General features: G+C 72.0%; 12 protein-coding genes. 7 read left to right on the forward strand and 5 right to left on the reverse strand.

The genetic code is table 11. The annotated features are described in order from the left end of the window. Positions 1-68: 68 nt before the first annotated feature. The 7 genes from VF647_22525 (at position 69) to VF647_22555 (ending at position 9,273) form a co-directional block, all read left to right on the forward strand. Positions 69-4,139: an NB-ARC domain-containing protein gene (locus VF647_22525; protein ID HEX8454871.1), complete on the forward strand. Its 4,071-nt coding sequence runs from the start codon at positions 69-71 to the stop codon at positions 4,137-4,139. Beyond that, a complete protein-coding gene (locus VF647_22530; GenBank protein ID HEX8454872.1) occupies positions 4,136-5,374 on the forward strand; it encodes a S8 family serine peptidase in 1,239 nt (412 codons plus the stop codon). Before VF647_22525 ends, VF647_22530 begins: the two co-directional genes overlap by 4 nt. Before the next feature lie 101 nt (positions 5,375-5,475). After that, positions 5,476-5,766 carry a hypothetical protein gene (locus tag VF647_22535; protein ID HEX8454873.1) on the forward strand — a complete coding sequence of 97 codons (291 nt, stop codon included), beginning with the start codon at positions 5,476-5,478 and terminating at the stop codon, positions 5,764-5,766. 134 nt (positions 5,767-5,900) lie between these two features. Beyond that, entirely contained in the window at positions 5,901-6,395 is a 495-nt protein-coding gene (locus tag VF647_22540; protein HEX8454874.1) for an acyl-CoA thioesterase, read from the forward strand. 147 nt (positions 6,396-6,542) lie between these two features. Next, on the forward strand, positions 6,543-8,300 hold the full coding sequence (locus VF647_22545) for a glycoside hydrolase family 3 N-terminal domain-containing protein (protein ID HEX8454875.1): 1,758 nt from the start codon (positions 6,543-6,545) through the stop codon (positions 8,298-8,300). Beyond that, on the forward strand, positions 8,290-8,769 hold the full coding sequence (locus tag VF647_22550) for a PaaI family thioesterase (protein HEX8454876.1): 480 nt from the start codon (positions 8,290-8,292) through the stop codon (positions 8,767-8,769). Before VF647_22545 ends, VF647_22550 begins: the two co-directional genes overlap by 11 nt. 33 nt (positions 8,770-8,802) lie before the next feature. Then, complete coding sequence (locus VF647_22555) at positions 8,803-9,273, forward strand: DUF1801 domain-containing protein (GenBank protein HEX8454877.1); 471 nt, start codon at positions 8,803-8,805, stop codon at positions 9,271-9,273. A gap of 106 nt (positions 9,274-9,379) precedes the next feature. On the opposite strand, the gene VF647_22560 is transcribed toward VF647_22555, so the two are convergent. The 5 genes from VF647_22560 to VF647_22580 all read right to left on the reverse strand — a co-directional run. After that, complete coding sequence (locus tag VF647_22560; GenBank protein HEX8454878.1) at positions 9,380-10,255, reverse strand: DUF5715 family protein; 876 nt, start codon at positions 10,253-10,255, stop codon at positions 9,380-9,382. A gap of 278 nt (positions 10,256-10,533) precedes the next feature. Further along, positions 10,534-12,126: a PAS domain S-box protein gene (locus VF647_22565; protein ID HEX8454879.1), complete on the reverse strand. Its 1,593-nt coding sequence runs from the start codon at positions 12,124-12,126 to the stop codon at positions 10,534-10,536. A 110-nt stretch (positions 12,127-12,236) separates the two neighbouring features. Next, entirely contained in the window at positions 12,237-14,369 is a 2,133-nt protein-coding gene (locus VF647_22570) for a S9 family peptidase (GenBank protein HEX8454880.1), read from the reverse strand. A 420-nt stretch (positions 14,370-14,789) separates the two neighbouring features. Further along, complete coding sequence (locus VF647_22575; GenBank protein ID HEX8454881.1) at positions 14,790-17,498, reverse strand: DUF5916 domain-containing protein; 2,709 nt, start codon at positions 17,496-17,498, stop codon at positions 14,790-14,792. A gap of 111 nt (positions 17,499-17,609) precedes the next feature. Continuing rightward, positions 17,610-17,842 (reverse strand): HEAT repeat domain-containing protein (locus VF647_22580; GenBank protein HEX8454882.1); only part of this gene is annotated, 233 nt, incomplete at its 5' end.

Here is a 17,842-nt window from a genome sequence, read left to right on the forward strand (position 1 = left end):
CACAGCCTCTCCGCAGAAGCACCGCTCTTCATCGCCCGCGCGCCCCGCGCGGCACAGGAGCATGCAAAATGTCCTCTCCCCTTCGTCTCGTTCTCACGGACTACACGGACGCCACGCGCTGGCGGTGGACCCTCTACGACGGCGCGGGAGGCTTCCTGGCCGACCACGCCGTGCGCCTGGACCCCACGAAGCGCGAGTACGCGGGGTTCACCGACCTGGCCGGCTGGCTGGACTACAACCAGCCCATCTACCCGCCCGCGCAGCAGCTCGACGAGCTGGGGCGGTGGATGGGGGATCACGTCTTCGGCGGGGTGCGCGCGGCGCTGTGGGAGCGCAGGAAGTCGCCCGCCGTGCCCGTGCACGTGGTGGTGCCGCGACAGGCGCTGGAGCTGCTGACGCGCCCCTTCGAGCTGGCCCGCTTCGAGGACGGCTCCGGCTTCGTGGACGAAGGCGTCCGCTTCATCTACCAGGTGGAGCGGCCGGCCGCGCGCGCGGCGGAGAAGGAGCCGGCGGAGCGCGCGCTGCGCATCCTGGCCGCGTTCAGCCTGCCGCTGCGCGCCAGCGCCCTCAACCTGCGGCGCGAGCGGTTCGGCCTGCAGCGCCTGGTGCGCGAGCTCACGCAGACGCAGGGGCTCGCCATTGAGCTGCGCGTGCTGCACTACGGCGCCACGCGCGACACCCTGGGGAACGCGCTGGAGGAGGGCGAGGGGTGGGACGTCATCCACCTCTCCGGCCACGGCGAGTGTGGCGAGCTGGTGCTGGAGGACGAGAGCGGGGGGAGCGACAGCGTCGACGCCGGTGAGCTGGGCGAGCTGCTGGAGCCGGCGCGTTCCCGCCTCAAACTGCTGGTGCTGGGCGCCTGCTACAGCGGCGCGAGCAGCCACGCCGCGGCCCGCGCGCAGGTGGGGCTCGGCGATGCGCCGGCGCGCGGCGAGGCCGGCGTGGAAGCGGTGGGTACGGTGCTCCCCAGCCTGGCCCTGGCGCTCTCCGAAAAGCTGGAGTGCGCGGCGCTCGCCATGCGCTACCCGGTAGGCGACGTGTTCGCCACCGAGCTGATGATCTCGCTCTACGGCAAGCTGCTCGACCGCCGCCGCCCCCTTCCCGACGCGCTGAACCTGGCGCTGGAAGACGCCCTCGCGGACGCCGCCGCGCGGCCCCCGCTGTCCATGGCGACGCCCATCCTGGTGGGTCCGCTCGCCGCGGGGCTGAAGCTGGTGCCGGGCTCGCTGCCCGGGCTGGGGTTCGACAGCCTCCCCGCCGTGGGGCTGGGGATCGGCTTTCCGCCGGAGCCCGAGCGCTTCGTGGGCCGCATGCAGCCGATGCTGCGCGCCAGCCGCGCGCTCGCCCCGCGCAGCCCGCAGCGCGCCGTGCTCTTTTACGGGATGGCCGGCGCGGGGAAGACCGCCTGCGCCCTGGAGCTGGCGTACCGCCACGAGCAGGGGCGCTTCAAGGGGTACGTGTGGTACAGCGCGCCGCAGGAAGGGAGCGACGTCTCCACCGCGTTCTTTGCGCTGATGCAGGACATCCAGAGCCAGCTGAACGCGCCGCAGCTCGGCCTTACGGCCACGCTCAACGACCCGGAGCAGTTCCGTCGCCTCACTCTGCCTCGTCTGCGCGCGCTTCTCCAGCAGAACTCCCTCCTGCTGGTGCTGGACAACCTGGAGACGCTGCTCACCCCCGCGGGCGAGTGGCGCGACCCGCTCTGGGGCGAGCTGATGGCGGTGCTCGTGAGCCACGAAGGCCCGTCGCGCGTGGTGCTCACCTCGCGCCGCCCCCCCGCCGGCTTGGCCGCCAATCCGCGCGTGGCGGCCGAGGCGATCCACGCCCTGAGCTTCGCCGAGGGGGTGCTCCTCGCGAAGGAGCTGCCCAACCTCAGCCGCCTCTTCGGCGACGAGGAGGGGATGAAGCTGCTGCGCGAGACGCTGCGCGTGGTACAGGGCCATCCCAAGCTGCTGGAGATGGCCGACGGCGTCGCGGCGGACCGTGCCGCGCTGGCCCGGCGCCTGGCCGCCTTCGCCGGCGAGCTGGCGGACGTCAGCGACCTGCTGGACGCCTTCTTCTCCGAGGGCGGCGCGCGCGAGGGAGAGACGCGCCAGGACGACTCCGGGTTCATGCGCACGCTGCAGGGGTGGACGGCCGGGGCGCTCGGCAGCCTCCCTCCGCCCGCCGCGCTCCTCTTCACCTTCCTCTGCCGCCTGGAGCCCGACGACCGCCGCCGTTCCGTGCTGGATACGAGCTGGAAGGGCTTCCTTGCCCGGCTCGCCCCAGAACACCCGGCAGCTGCCGCCGCCGCCGCCCAGCCGGACGAGGAGCTCCAGAGCTGGATCTCCGCCCTCGAAGCTTTGGGGCTCGTGGCGGTGGAGCGACAGCCGCCAACCCCGATGCAACAGGCGCAGATCGAGAGGTTTTCCGCGGCCGGTGACCCCGAAGGCGCCGCCAACCGGGCCCTGCTGCTGGCGCGGGTGGAGGCGTACAACACGACCTACACCGTACATCCCGGCGTCGCGGAAGCGGCGCGCGCCGCGGCCGAGCCCGCCGTGCTCGATGCGGCCGACGTAGAGGTGGGGAACTCCCATGGCGGGATGGTGCTGCAGGCCCTGAAGCAGGAGATGGCGGGCGCCGGACAGCTGGTGGCGTCGAGCGCCCGCGCCGCGGCGCCCTACCTGCTGCGGCAACGACGCTGGGTAGAGGCGTCCACGCTCCTGGAACACATGCTCGTGCGCGACGGCAGTCCGGACGCCGTCGCTTTCGCGCTGCCGCTGCTGACCCGTATCTCAGACGCGGTCGCGGGCACCGACGCGGAGCAGATGCATGCCGGCGTGCTGGCCACTGCGCTGACGCGTGCCGGCCGTGCCGGGGACGCACAGGCAATCGAACGCGGACGCATCCAGAAGGCCGTCGACAGGGGCGACTTTCGGCTGGCGGCGGTGGCCTCTGCCTCCCTCGTAAACCTGCTCGCGGACAACGGCTTCCTCCAAGAGGCGCTCGCCACGAATGCGGAGGCGGCGGAGTATGTACGCCGGGCGGGGCTCGGCCCGTGGACGCAGCTATCCCGCGCCGCCACGCATCTGCACCTGCTGGCCAGCATGGGGCGGTACGAGGAGGTGCTCAGCGAGATCGTGCCGCTGCTCAAGATCATGGAGGAGCTCCCTCCCGAAGACCCGGCCAACGAGATCGTCAATCCGTGGAACGTACGCGAAGTCCTTCTCGACGCCGGCCACACCGCCGCACTCCGCACTGAGCGGTGGGAGGCCGCGCTGGCGTTCAATGGCGCGATCGCGGAATCGATGCAGTCGCGCGGCGCGGACGCGATGGACCTGGCACGCGTCCGCTTCAACGCCGTTGGACCCCTGAACGGCCTGGGGCGCTACGCCGAAGCCCGCGCGCTCTTGCTGCACTGTCGCGCCATCTACGAGGCGGAGCACCACGTGGAGGGGCTGGCCAAAGTCTACGCCGAGCTGGCCACCCTGGAGCGCCGCACTGGAAACCCGGCCGCGGCGGTCCGCTTCGGGAAGCTCGCGTTGCGCGACATGTACCTGATCGGCAGCCCCGAAGGCTGCGCGATCAACCACGTCAACCTGGCCGGCCAGCTCCAGGATGAAGGTGCCGAACCCGCCGTCTGCCTGGCGCACCTCCTGGCGAGCTGCATCATCCTCTATCAGACCGGGCACGGCCTGCTCGCCTCCATCGTACGCGATCTGGGCGTAGACGGAGTGTCCGCCGCACCCCCGGCCTTCGCCGGCATCGTATCGACGGTCGAAGAAGTGGAGGGCGTGCGTTTCCAGATGCTGTTCGACAGCCTTCCCCGCAAGGCGCCCGACGGCGACGCCGCGCTCGCCGAGATATGGCGGCTGGTGCAGGCGGAGCAGCAGCGCGCGCGGCAGCAGGCGGAGCTCCTGGCGTTGCAGCAGCAGCAGATCGCGGAGTGGGTGCATTCGATCGCGGCAAGCGTCGCCGAGGCGAGCCTACGTGCCGAGATGGACCAGGCGCTCGCGACGCTGGAACAGAAGGGCTGGAAGCTGCGCAATCCCGTCCGCCGCCTCTGGGCCGGCGAGCGCGACGCGGCGCGGCTCACCGAGGGGCTGGACGAGCAGGACGGCGCGATCGTGCGCCAGATCCTTCAATTGGTGAACCCATGATCGAGGAGCCCGGCATGAGCGACGAAAGCTACCTGGTCCTGCGCGTGAAAGGCGGCCCCAGGAGGGGCGTGGAAAGCCTGGGCACCGGCCTCGAGCCGTTCAGGACCAAAGCGGAGTCGGACGCCCCGGAAGAAGTCGAGTTCCGCGTGGACGTGGAGACGGTGGGCGCGAGCGGCCACGCGGAGCTGCGCCGCGACCCCGACGCGGTGGTGGTCGCGCGACCCATGCCGGTGGCACTCATCGAACCCGTCCCGATGTCCACCCCGGACGCGGCGCCGGAGCCCGTCAACGGAGCCACCTGGGGCGTCTTCGTCACGGGTGCGCTGCAGAGCCCCTACACGGGGGCCGGGGTCACCGTCGCCGTACTCGACACGGGGATCGATGCGAGCCACGAAGCGTTTCAGGGGATCGACCTGGTGCAGCGCGACTTCACCGGCGAAGGCAACGGAGACAAGGACGGCCACGGCACCCACGTGGCCGGCACCATCTTCGGCCAGACGACGCAGGGCGTGCGGTTCGGCGTGGCGCCGGGGGTGCGCCGCGCGCTCATCGGCAAGGTGCTGGGCGCGCTGCGCACCGCGACCACGGTGGAGCTCGCCGGCGCCGTGCAGTGGGCCGCGGACGGCGGGGCGAGCGTGATCAACATGTCGCTGGGGTTCGACTTCCCCGGGATGGTGAACGGGCTGATGAAGCAGGGGCTCCCCGCGAACTTCGCCACGTCGCGCGCGCTGGCGCAGTACCGCGACAACATCCGCTTCTTCGACGCCCTGCTCCAGCTGCTCCGCGCGCGGGTCACGCAGTCGTCCGGCGCGCTGCTGGTCTCGGCCGCCGGCAACGAGAGCAGGCGGCAGCTGCGTCCCGACTTCACCATCGACGTGGCGCCGCCCGCGGCCGCGGACGGCGTGGTGGCGGTGGCCGCGCTGGGCACGGCGGGGGCGCCGCACGACAACCTCACGGTGGCGCCGTTCTCCAACGTCCGAGCCGCCGTGGCCGCCCCGGGCGCGCAGATCCATTCGGCGCAGGCCGGCGGCGGCTACACGCTGAAGAGCGGCACCAGCATGGCGAGCCCGCACGTGACCGGCGTGGCGGCGCTCTGGGCGGAGCGGCAGCTTCAGCTGAACGGAAGGGTGAACGTGCCGTCGCTCGACGCCCAGCTTCGCGGCCACGCCCGGCGCCTGCCGAACGCCAGCTACCTGGACGTGGGCGACGGCCTGATCGCCGCCCCCGCGGACTGAACCGGGGCGGAACGCGCCGCAAGGCTTCCCCGGGGCCGGGCGCGGCGGTATAATCGCGCGGGTCGGCAGCGCGCCTCCACGCATCCCCGGGAAAAGAGCTCATGGTGCCAGCGGAGAAGGACAGGGCGGATTGGGAGCAGGCCACCGACGCGGTCTTCCACGCGGTCCACGGACAGCTGCGCAGCAAGGAGAAGCGGCCCGTCCTGCAGTCGTCCGAGGCGGCGGTGTGGCTCACCTGGCACGGCGCGGGCAAGCCGCCGCTGGAGTTCCGCATCGAGGAGCCGGAGTGGTGGATGCCGCTCACCGAGGCGCACGCATCCGAGCTGGCGGCGCGGCTGCTCGCGGGCCTTCGCGAGGAGCTGCGGCTTTACAAGGAAAAGGCCGGCTCCTGATCGCCGGGCCGATTCGAAGCGGGGCCGCCTCTCGCCGGGGCGGCCCCGCTTCGCGCGATGGTTGTACGGCGGCGTGGGCGGCTGCTACGTTGTCGGCGGGAGGTCGCCGTGAACCGGGTTCGCTGGAGATGCGCGTGAGGGAAGGTGCGGCGTTCGAGTGCCGGTTCGAGGTGCGCTGGGACGACCTGGACGGCAACCGCCACGTCCGGAACACGGCGTTCAGCGAGTACGCCACGCACACGCGCTTCCGCCTGCTGGGCGCGCACGGCTTCACGCAGGCGCGGCTGGAGGCGCTGCGCTTCGGCCCGGTGATGATGCGCGAGGAGATCCGCTACCGCCGCGAGGTGCTCTTTGGCGACGAGGTGGTGGTGGACGTCCGCTGCGCCGGCCTCTCCCCGGACAGCTCGCACTGGCGCGTGCACCAGGACGTGCGCCGCTCCGACGGCCGCGAGGCGGCGATACTGACGATCCAGGGCGGGTGGCTGGACCTGGACGCCCGCAAGCTCGTCGCGCCCCCCGCCGAGCTCCCCGCCGTCCTCCTCTCCCTCCCGCGCACCAACGACTTCGAGGATCTCCCGTCGCTGATCCGGCGGCGGGGTGGGGGTACCGGGGTGTTGCCGGGCGAATGAATTCGCGGCTGGGAAAGCGCGAAATCCGCCGTCGCGGATTGGCTGCGGAGCACGAGCCGGCTTCAGCCGCCTTCGCGTTGTTCCAGCCGGGGGATTCATCCCCCGGTGTTCGGATCCAGCCGCAAACCATACCCACGGCCATACCCGATGACACGACTCCTCCGCCCCCTGCTCCCCGTCCTCCTCACCCCCGCGCTGGCGCTGTCCGCGTGCGCGCCGCCGGCCGGGCCGCGGGCGATCACGGCCGACAGCCCGCCACTCGCGACCGATGCGGCGGGCGAGGCGTGGGTGGAGAGGACACTCGCGGGGATGACGTTGCGGCAGCGGGTGGCGCAGCTCGTCTTTCCGTGGATCAGCGGCAAGTCGCCCGCGCAGGAGCCGGAGGAGACCGCGCGGATGCTGGAGTGGGTCGGGCGCGGCGAGGTGGGCGGGCTGATCGTCTCCATCGGCGCGCCGGCGGAGATGGCGGCGAAGCTGCACGCGGCACAGCGCGGCGCCCGCGTGCCGCTGCTGATTGTATCTGACCTGGAGACGGGGCCGGGAATGCGGCTTACCCCCGGCGGCACCTCCATGCCCCCCGCGATGGCGTTCGGCGCGGCGGACGACGAGGGGCTGGCGCGCGAGGCGGGGCGGGTGACCGCGGCGGAGGGGCGCGCGGTGGGGATCCACCTGACCTTCGGGCCGGTGCTGGACGTCAACTCGAATCCCGACAACCCCATCATCAACGTGCGCTCCTTTGGCGAGCGGCCCGACCACGTGGGGCGGCTCGCGTCCGCGTGGATCGAGGGCGCGCGGGCCGGGGGGCTGCTCACGGTGGGCAAGCACTTCCCGGGGCACGGCGACACGCAGGTGGATTCGCACGTGGGCCTCGCCGCCATAAGCGCGGATTCGGGGCGGCTGGCGCGCGTGGAGCTGGTGCCTTTCCTGGCGGCGACGGGCGCGGGAATGGACGGGATGCTCGTGGGCCACATCGCCATGCTGGGGATCGAGGGGCCGAACGCCGCGCCCGCCACGCTCTCTCCGCGCATCACCACCGGCCTGCTGAGGGGGCAGATGGGCTTCCGCGGCATCGTCTTCACCGATGCGCTCAACATGGGCGCCGTGACGCGCACGTACCCGGTCGCCGAGGCGAGCATTCTCGCGCTCCTGGCCGGCGCGGATGCGCTGCTCCAGCCGCCGGGGCACGAGGAGGTGATCGACTCCGTGGTCTCGGCGGTGCAGGCGGGGCGCATTCCGGCGGCGCGGGTGGAGGAGGCGGCGCGGCGCATCCTGCGGGCGAAGGCGGCGGCGGGTCTGCACCGCCGCCGCACCGGCGGACCCGTGCCCGGCGCTGGCGTGGGATCGGCGGCGCACGCGGATGTGGCCCGGCGCGTCGCCGAGCGCTCCATCGTGCTGGTGCGCGACCGCAATGGCGCGGTACCCATCCGCCGCGGCGCGCGCGTGCTCCACGTCACCTACGCGGCGCGTGCACGGGCGGGGATGGCGCTGCAGCGCGGGCTGGCGGCGGGCGGGCTGATGGTGGAGCACGTGCAGGTGGGCCCGTCCACGCCGGAGGCGGTTTTCGACTCGTTGCGCACGCGCGCCGCATCCGTGGACGTCGTGATCGCCAGCGCCGCGATCGCGCCGGTGCACAACCAGGCGCTGGGGCTGGGCGGCGGGTTCGCGGCATGGGTGGAGGGGCTCTCCGCCGCAGGGCGGCCGGTGGTGGCGGTGTCGCTGGGAAGCCCGTACCTGCTGAGCGGCTTCCCCTCCGTTCCCGCCTACCTCCTTGCGTGGGACACGACCGAGGCGTCCGAAGGCGCCGCCGCGCGCGCGCTGCTGGGGACGGGCGCCATCCACGGACGCCTCCCCGTGTCGCTGCCGCCGCACCACCGCGTGGGCGAGGGGCTCGATCGTGGGCCCTGAACCTATCGGGTCCATCCGACCTCCAGGGCAGCCCCAGGACCCCGACTACGAGGCGCGCCTCCGCGCGAGCTTCCAGCGCCAGCAGGTGATGGCCACGCTTGGCGCGCGTCTCACCCGGGTCGCGCCCGGCGAGACGGACATCGAGCTTCCCTTTCGGAGCGACCTCACCCAGCAGAACGGCTTCCTCCACGCCGGCGTCGTGACGACGATCCTGGACAGCGCCTGCGGGGGCGCCGCATTATCGCTGATGCCCGCGGAGGCGGGGGTGCTCAGCATCGAGTTCAAGACGAACCTGCTGGCGCCCGCCCGCGGCGAGCTCCTGATCGCCCGCGCCCGCGTGGTGCGCGCCGGCCGCACCATCACCGTCTGCCAGGCGGACGGCGTGATGGTGGATGGGGACCGCGAGGTGCACGTCGCCACCATGACCGCGACGATGATGACCGTCCTCGGCCGCGGCGTGGCGGGCTAGACGCCCGATGCGCCCTCAAGGGAGGTGACGAACATGGTGCAGATCGCAGCCGCGACCCCCGAGGAGTACTTGCGGTCGCTCCCCGAAGACCGCCGCGAGGTGGTGGCGGCGGTGCGCGACGTCATCGTGCGCAACCTGCCGGACGGTTACAGGGAGACGGCGAGCTGGGGGATGCTCGCGTACTGCGTCCCGCTGGAGCGCTTTCCGAACACGTACAACAAGCAGCCGCTCGCCTACGTGGGGCTCGCCTCGCAAAAAAACCACATCGCGCTGTACATGATGGGCGCGTACGGCGATCCCGCGCACGCGAGGCTGATCGAGGAGGGGTTCGCGCGGGCCGGAAAGAAGTTGGACATGGGCAAGTCGTGCATCCGCTTCCGCAAGCTCGACGACCTGCCGCTGGACGTGATCGGCGAGGCCGTCGCGCGCATGCCGCCCGAGGAGCTCATGGCGCTGCACGACGCCGCCCATCCGCCGAAGCCGAAGAAGCCCCGCTCCGCCTGAACGGCGGGCCTCACACAGAGCCACAGAGGCAACGGAGAGAAAAGCAGAAGGGGAACTCCGTGGCCTTGGGGTTCCCCTCCGCGTCTCTGTGTGATGCTTTTTTCGGCTACTCCACGTGCTCCGGGGCGCGGATGCGGGCGGCGACGGTGGTGTGGTAGACGGGCTGCTGGCGCTCCATCATCACCTTGACCTTGCCCTCTCTGCGCATCTCGCCGAGCACGCGTCCCAGCTCGCCCTGCAGCGCGCTGGCGTGGCGCTTCGCGACGTCCTGCATCAGCGAGTCCTGGAGCTGCGCCAGCTCGGGCGGCAGACCCGGCTCGGCCGCGGGCGGCGCGAAGCGGATGTGCGAGATGTCCATCGTGGTGCCGTACTCGTGGGTGCTCACCCCGGCCGCCGCGTTGGAGTTGCGCTGGCGGAGGTCGGCCTGCGATTCGTCGGTGCGCAGCACGGAGGTCACGGTCAGGCGGAAGCGCGGGAGGCCCATCTCGTCCATGCGCGCCTGGAAGCGGCGCGACGCCTCCAGCAGCATCCCGCGCGCGGAGGGCGTGGAGAACGGCACCGAGTAGGTGAGGTCGCGGAGCACCCAGTAGCTCGTGGTATCCTCCAGCTCCACCAGCCGTCCAGCGCTCCGCAGCCTCGCGATCTCCGCCTTCCCCGACGCGCGCACGCCGCCGGACTGCGCCACGACGAGCTGCTCGGCGTTCACGTCCTGGCGAAGCGCGGCGCGCTCCTCCCGCGTCAGCCCGCGCACCTTGCGCAGCGCGCGGTCCACCGAGTCAACCCGCGCCACGATGCGCGCGCGCTGCACGGACGCGTCGCTGGGCGCCACGACGGCGGCGAGCTCGGCCGGAGGAGCGGCGGGCGCCGGCCTCTCAACGCGCGCCGGCTCGGTCTCGGTGAGCCCCGCGTTCTCCACCTGCCCGCAGGCTCCCGCGACTCCCGCCGCCACCAGCAGCCCCGCTCCGCTCCAGATTGCACGCATCTCACGCCCCGCTCGCTGTGTGTTTCCGCTTGCGGTGCGTATAGGCTAAAACCGTGCCGTGCAATCACGTAGCCAACATCCGCGCGTGACTTGTTTCCAAAAAAAATGGTCTCACGCGGAGGCGCGGAGACACGGAGGAGGAAAGAAAGAGGACCGGGTGTCTTGTTGTTCTCTCTGCGTCTCCGCGCCTCCGCGTGAGCCTGCTGTTGCCGTGCTTGACACGCGCTGCAACCTGTCGCTCAGGATGACAGATGGCGCGCACGAACGCACTAACGCACTCACGCACTTTCCAAGGCCAGCGTAAACTCCGCCCCCTCTCCCGGCTTGCTGCGCACCGTCAGGTCGCCGCCCATGGCGCGGGCGAGATCGCGGCTGATGGCGAGGCCCAGGCCGGTGCCCTCGTGGCCGCTGGTCAGCGAGCGGCCGAGCTGCACGAACGGCTCGAAGATGGCGGCCTGCTGGTCCGGCTCGATCCCCTCGCCCGTGTCTGTGACGGCGATGAGGATGCGCGACGCCTCCGCGCCGCAGGTGACGGTGACGCTGCCGCCCGCGGGGGTGAACTTCACGGCGTTCCCCAGCAGGTTCAGCACGATCTGCTGGGCCTTGGCGCGGTCGGCGAGCGCGACCAGCCCATCCGAGCACGGGCCGCGAAGCAGATGGAGGCCCTTGGTGAGCGCCTGCGGCTCCACCATGGGGAGCACGGCGTCCACGATCTCGCAGGCCGGGACCGGGGTGAGGTCGTACTCCACCTGGCCGGCCTCGATGCGGCTGTAGTTGAGCAGGTCGGTGATGATGCCCAGCAGGTGCTGCTGCGTGCGGCGGATGCGCTCCAGGTACTCGCGCTGCTGCGCCGTCAGCGCGCCCGCCACCCCCATCTCCATCAGCTCCGTGTAGCCCAGCGTGGCGTTGATGGGCGTGCGCAGCTCGTGCGACATCGCCGCCAGGAACTCGCTCCGCGCACGGCTCGCCGCCTCCACCTCGGCGATGCGCCGCTCGTCGGCCACCAGCCGCTCCTGCACCGCGAGCCGCTCCGTCAGGTCGCGCGTCACCTTGGCGAAACCCAGAAGCGTGCCGTCGCCGCGGTGGAGCGGCGCCACCAGGACGCTCGCCCAGAAGCGCGACCCGTCCTTGCGAATGCGCCACCCCTCCTCCTCGAATTTCCCCTCGCGCGCCGAAGTCTCCAGCTCCCACGCCGGCTTGCCGGCTTCCACGTCCTCGGGCGGGTAGAAGATGGAGAAGTGCCGGCCGATGGCGTCCTCCGGCGTGTACCCCTTGATGCGCTCCGCGCCCGTGTTCCAGCTCACGATGCGCCCTTCCGGGTCCAGCATGAAGATGGCGTAGTCGCTCACGCTCTGAACGAGGAGGCGGAACCGCTCCTCGCTCTGGCGCAGCAGCTCCTCGGAGCGGCGGCGCTCGGTGAGGTCGCGCGTGACCTTGGCGAACCCCACCAGCGTCCCCGACTCGTCGCGAAGGGCGGTGATGACCACGTTGGCCCAGAAGCGCGTGCCGTCCTTGCGAAGGCGCCATCCCTCGTCCTCCACGCTCCCGTCGCGGATCGCCGTCTCCAGCTCCCACTCCGGCTTCCGTGCCTCGATGTCCACGGCCGGATAGAAGGTGGAGAAGTGCCGGCCGATGATCTCGTGCGGAAGGTACCCCTTGAGCCTCTGGGCGCCCGCGTTCCAGCTGAGGACGTGGCCCCCCGCGTCCAGCGCGAAGATGGCGTAGTCGCGCACGCTGTCCACCAGCAGCCGGTAGAGCCCGGCGCCCTCGGCCACGGCGGCGCCGCCCGCGTATGCCGCGGCGGCGCTCTCGGCCGGCGAGGGAGCGTCGCCCTGCCAGGCGCCATCCCCCTGCGGGTCGGACGAATTCATTCTTGCGGCCTCCGTCGGTCTCCGCGTAGCGGTTCAGCGATCCCCAGGCGGAAGCTTCACTGCTCAAACCATTCCACCGCGCGGTGTCTCGGGTTTGTGCAAGGAGCGGCTCAGCGCACCTCGGGCCGCACGTGCCGCTCGAACCACTCCACGATCCGCAGCATGTGGTCCACGCGGTGCGCGGGCTCGCCGGAGCGGGTGAGCTCGTGGCCCTCGCGCGGGTAGCGCACGAACTCCACCGGCCGGCCGAGCACGGTGAGGGCGCGGTAGAACGCCTCGGCGCCGGCGATGGTGGTGCGGTAGTCCTGCTCGCCGTGCAGCATCAGGAGCGGCGTGCGCACGTTGGCCACGTGCGTCAGCGGCGACTGCTCGCGGGCGATGTCGGCCTGCTCCCACGGCCGCCCGCCGAACTCGCCTTCGAAGAGGCGCCAGGTGTTGGACGCGCCCCACCAGATCGACAGGTCGTACACGCCGCGCTGCGACGCCGCCGCCTTGAAGCGCTCCGGCGCCTCCTTGGCGATGATCCACGCCGTCAGGTATCCCGCGTAGCTCCCGCCGGTGATGGCCTGCTTCGCCGGGTCTGCCAGGCCGCGCGCCAGCACGCTGTCCGCGCCGATCAGGATGTCGCGCGCCGGCGGCGTCCCCCAGTTGCGGTGGATGCTCTGCAGCGTCTCCTCGCCGTAGCCGCCGGAGCCGCGCGGGTTGCTGAAGAAGACGGTGTACCCCGCCCCCGCCAGCGACTGGTACTCCAGCCACATGCTCGACTCGCCCGGGCCCCACATGGCGTGCGGCCCGCCGTGCATCTCCACCGCCAGCGGCGGGCGCGAGCCGGGGGTGTAATTGATGGGCTTCATCACCCACCCCTGGATGCGCCGCCCATCGAAGGAGCGGTACCACATCTCCTCGTAGTCCGCCACGTACACGCGGGCCAGCAGCGAGTCGTTGAGCGTGGTCAGCCGCCGCTCGCGCGTGCCGTCCAGCGCCGCGGAGTAGACGTCGCTGGGCCGCTGCGGGCTCATCTGCGCCCACGCCACGGTGCGCCCCTCCACGTCGAACGACGTCACCCCGCGCGGCCCGCTCGCCACCCGCTGCGGCGCGATGCGGTCCAGGCGCGTGCGGTAGAGCGGGATGGCGCCCTCCGACTGCATGGTGAAGTACAGCCATCCACCCGGTGCGAAGCTGAAGGCGCCCACCGAGCGGTCCATCGGCCCGGTGACGCTGCGGCGCCCGCTGCCGTCCGCCCGCATCACTACCAGCTCGCTGTTCACGGCGGTGGGGAAGCGGCTGGCGACGTGCTGGCGGACGTAGGCGATGTACTGCCCGTCGGGCGAGTAGCGCGGCGAGTTCTCCTCGTACCCCGCCTCGGTTATGCGCCGCGGCGCGCCCCCGCCGGCGGGGATGATCACCAGGTCGGCCTCCTCCTCGACGTCCGCGTGGTAGGCGCCGCGCGGCTCGGCCGACGAGAAGATGACCGCGCTCCCGTCCGGCGACCACGACGGCGCGCTGCTCCCCCAGAGGCCGGAGGTCAGGCGCACGGGCTTCGACTCGGGGCGCGCATCCACCACGTACACCTGCCGCCAGCGCTCCGCCTCGATCCCCGTTTCGCCCATGAAGGCGAGGCGGGTGACGATGCGCGGGTCGTCGTCGCGTGCGTCCTCGCGCAGCTTGGCGCGGATGGAGGCCAGCGCGGCGGCGCGGTCCTGGTCGATGTGGCGGATGGCGGCCGCGTTCACCTTGGTCGTGTCGCGGCGCGTGCTGTCCAGCTCCATCGGCGTCAGCGCCGAGGTGAAGGCGACGCGGTCCCCCCGCGGCGACCACACCGGTCCCGTGGCGCCGGTGCGCAGGTCGGTGAGCGGCCACGCCTCGCCCCCCTCCGCCAGCGGAAGGATCCACACCTGCGCCCGCCCGCCGTCGCGCGCGCTCACGAACGCGAGCCGCCCGCCGTCCGGCGAGAAGACGGGTCCGCCGGTGGCGGCGCTGTTGGTCCAGGTGAGGCGGCGCGGGGTGCCGCCGCCGTCGGTGCGGGCGATCCACAGGTCGCGGCGGTACTTGTTGGTGGCGGAGTCGGCCTGCGTCACCACGTACACGACGCTCCCCCCATCCGGCGCCAGCGCCACGTCCGACGCGGTGCGCATGTGGTACAGGTCGAGCGGCACCAGCGGGCGCCGCGCCTGGGCCGTGGCGGCGCTGCTTGCCGCGATCACGGCCGCGGCGAGGGCGATGGCGGTTCGGAATCGATGCATCGTCGGTCTTGGAGCACGGGGGAGCGTTGGGGGTGTGCGGGACACTACGGCGCGGGAGGGGTGGGGGCAAGGCGGGGGGTGGGGTAAGGCACGGGCGCCGGCGTAGCCGGGGGCTGAAGCCCCCGGCTGGAACCACGGGAAGACCGCTGAAGCGGTCTCGCGTAACCCGGTATCGCGGTCCTGCGTGTGCGTACCTGGAGGCGGCGCAACGCGGGCCACGGGCAGCCACGCGGGGCTGCCCCTACGGCGATCCGTGCGAATCGCGGGCATCGGCGCACGGCACGGATCCACGCAAACGCCCCTCCCCCGCAGTTGGGGGAGGGGCCGCGAGGAACGAGCGGGGGAGGGGGCCCTTCCCCCCTCCCCCAGGCAGTTTTGGGGGAGGGGGATGCGTCGCGGAGCGACGCTGGGGGTGGGGCCCTACCGCCCGAACCAGTAGCTCGCCTTGACCACGAAGATGTTGTCGGCGCGCTGGCGGAAGATGGCGCCGGCGTCGCGGGAGAGCTCGAAGTCGCCGTACGCTTCGGCGCCGGCGCGCTGCTGCTGCCACACGAAGAAGAGCGTCGAGCCCGGGCGGTACTCCCAGCGCAGCACCGCGTTGCCGCGCAGCGAGCGCACGTTGAGATCGGGGTTGTTGAAGGAGAACGCCTGCGGGGAGCGGGCCGCCGGCGTCGCGCAGTCGCCGTTGGGGTCGGCGGTGAAGCGGTTCCCCGCCGCGTCGAAGCACAGGGTGCCGAAGTCCTCGCCGTACACCATAGTCTCCGTGGTGCGCGTGCCGGTGAACTCCTTGAAGCGCGAGTAGTCGCCCGCGAAGACGAAGGGCTGCGCGAACACCTCCAGGCTCAGCGTGGGGGTAAAGGTCCAGTTCAGCCGCGTGCTCATGGAGAGGCGGTTCTGCTCCAGGTCCGCGAAGACGGCGCGCTGACCGAAGAAGTGCGTGGCCGTGGAGTCGTTGCGGCGCAGCACGAACTGCGTGGTGGAGAGCTGTCGGCTGAAGGTGGGCCCCAGCGAGAGCTGGACGTTCGGGCGCGGCCTGAACTGGACGCTCCCTTCCACCCCGTGATACCACCCGCCGTCCGTGTCCGTGATGTTGTTGTAGCGCGTGGAAAGGACGACCGGCTTGCGCGAGTCGGTGCTCATCCGCGCGTGCAGCAGGCGCCCGCCGGGGCGGCGCACCACCGGGCCGCCGCGCGTCAGCCGGTCGTCGCTCACCTCCGGGTACCACTCGGCGTAGAGCGCGGCGTTCCAGTAGTTGGCGAGCTGGCCGCCGGAGAAGGCGTGGATCTGCGCGCCCGTGCGGTCGCCGTCGAAGTTGTACTCGTGCTGGCCGCCCAGGATCGCCAGCCAGTTGCGGTAGTGGCGCGTGGGCTTGTTCCAGCGCCGCATCACGTTGCCCAGCGTCCAGATGAAGTCGGCGCGGGTCAGGAAGGCGGCGTCGTTCACCTCGAAGCCGGGGCTGCGGTAGTTAGCGGCGGTCTCCCACTGCCAGTCGCCGGCGCTCTTGGCCAGGCGCATGTAGCCGCCGTAGCCGCGCAGCGCGGTGCCGGTGGGGTCCAGCAGGTCCGAGAAGATCCCGTTGCCGCCGCTCTGCCGGTCCGGCCGCTGAAAGTAGCGCGCGGACGAACGCTGCAGCCGCTCGATGGCCAGCGGATCGCCCGCCGTGTTGGAGAAGGCGACGTTGCCGATCAGGTTGTAGGTGCGGTTCTTCCACCACAGCTCGCCGTCCACCCCCACCGCCTCCGCGTGGCCTGGGATGCGCTCCTCCAGCGCCTGCGACCCGAAGCGGCGGATGACGGAGGTGGCGATGGCGCCGATCGTCGCGTTGCCGCCCCGCAGGTTGCGCCGCACCCGTCCCACGAAGTAGTTGCTCGCCGGCTCCACCTCCTCGGTGAGGCGCCCGCCCAGCGTGTCCTGCACCAGCGCGCGGCCGGACTGCGTGACGGCGTCCATGAGGCCGATCTGCAGCCCGCCGCGCGTGCGCCCCGTCACCTTTGCCGCGCCCAGGATGGTGCTGTTCTCGGGCGTGTGCACGTAGCGGGCATCGCCGCGCGTGACCGAGCCCTGCGGCGCGCGCCCTATGCGCCGCGAGTAGAAGAGTGAGATGGAGGAGACGTTGCTGCAGTTGAAGCAGCGGAAGTCGCCGAATCCAAAGAGCCCGCTCCCCTCCACGAAGAAGGGACGCCGCTCGGAGAAAAAGGTCTCGAACGCCGACAGGTTCACCACGGCGGGGTCCACCTCCACCTGCCCGAAGTCGGGGTTGATGGTGGCGTCCAGGGTGAGGGTGGAGCTGAGCTGGTACTTGAGGTCGCCGCCCGCGCGCACGTCGTACTGCTCGCCGCTCTGAAAGGGGCTCCCCGGCTGCGTGGGGGCGACGTAGCGCGCGCGGCTCAGCACGTACGGCAGGATCTCCGCGCGGCCGCGGTTGCGCGGCACGCCCAGCCCCTCCAGGTGCCCGTAGCGCGGGGCGCCGCCGCTCTCCCGCTTCGGCACGAAGCTCCACACGGAGTTCTCGTTGATGCGCTCCACGAAGCGGTTCACCTGCATCCCCCACGTCTGCATGCTGTCGCGGGGAAAGCGGAGCTGGCTGAAGGGGATCTTGAGCTCCGCCGTCCACCCCAGCGAGTCGATGCGCGCCTCCGCCCGGTACACCGGGTCCCACGACGGGTCCGCGTACGCGGATGCCTGCCCCGCGTCGTTCTTGACGCCGGACGGGTTGATGAGGAAGGCCGTGATCCCCGTGTGGTCGTGATAGGTGTCGAAGATGAACTGCAGGTAGTCGCCGCCGCCCACCTGGTCGCGCCGCGAGAGGCGGGTGCGCACGCCGGCCGCGCCCAGCGAGTCGTACATCCGCGCGCCGATGTAGAGCGCCACCTCGTCGTAGGCGATGCGGATCTCGGTGCGCTGCGTGGCGGGCTGGCCCTCGCTGGGGTCCGTTTGGATGAACCCCGTGGCCGCCGGGGCGCTCTGCCAGATCCCTTCATCCAGCCGCCCGTCGACGACGACCGGCGTGGTTCGCGCCACCGCCTGCACGTGGGGCGGCGCGCCCGCCGCGTGCGCCGTCACCTGCGCGGTCGCGGGTGCCGCGGACGCGAGCAGGGCGGCGAGTGTGGTGCGGCGCCAGGTAGGCATTGGCATCCGTGATCGATGGTTGCGAGGGGGGCGGATGGACGCGGGGGGGCGTACGCCGGGCAGCGCTCCGGCGTATACCTTGGGTGCTTCATCCGCCCGAAAGGTTTGAAGCTAGTCGAACTTCCCCAGCGCCCACGCCGCCGCGCGCCGCACACCCGGATCGGGATCGGACGCCAGGAGCCGCGTCAGGGCGGGGACGGAGGATGCATCCTCCAATCGACCCAGCGCGCGTGCCACGGCGCGGCGCACGCGCGGCTCGCGGTCGCCGGTGAGGCGGGCGACGCTGGTGGCGGCCTCGCGGCTGCGCGTGTGCCCCAGCGCCCACACCGCCCCGCCGCGCACCT

Origin of the sequence: Longimicrobium sp. (assembly GCA_036387335.1) — a bacterium.
Lineage (GTDB): Bacteria > Gemmatimonadota > Gemmatimonadetes > Longimicrobiales > Longimicrobiaceae > Longimicrobium.

Coding starts and splice junctions, on each gene's coding strand:
- VF647_22560 (HEX8454878.1), bottom strand. CDS start 10,255: ATGCGTGCAATCTGGAGCGGAGCGGGGCTGCTGGTGGCGGCGGGAGTC.
- VF647_22575 (HEX8454881.1), bottom strand. CDS start 17,498: ATGCCTACCTGGCGCCGCACCACACTCGCCGCCCTGCTCGCGTCCGCG.
- VF647_22525 (HEX8454871.1), top strand. CDS start 69: ATGTCCTCTCCCCTTCGTCTCGTTCTCACGGACTACACGGACGCCACG.
- VF647_22565 (HEX8454879.1), bottom strand. CDS start 12,126: ATGAATTCGTCCGACCCGCAGGGGGATGGCGCCTGGCAGGGCGACGCT.
- VF647_22555 (HEX8454877.1), top strand. CDS start 8,803: ATGGTGCAGATCGCAGCCGCGACCCCCGAGGAGTACTTGCGGTCGCTC.
- VF647_22535 (HEX8454873.1), top strand. CDS start 5,476: ATGGTGCCAGCGGAGAAGGACAGGGCGGATTGGGAGCAGGCCACCGAC.
- VF647_22570 (HEX8454880.1), bottom strand. CDS start 14,369: ATGCATCGATTCCGAACCGCCATCGCCCTCGCCGCGGCCGTGATCGCG.
- VF647_22530 (HEX8454872.1), top strand. CDS start 4,136: ATGATCGAGGAGCCCGGCATGAGCGACGAAAGCTACCTGGTCCTGCGC.
- VF647_22545 (HEX8454875.1), top strand. CDS start 6,543: ATGACACGACTCCTCCGCCCCCTGCTCCCCGTCCTCCTCACCCCCGCG.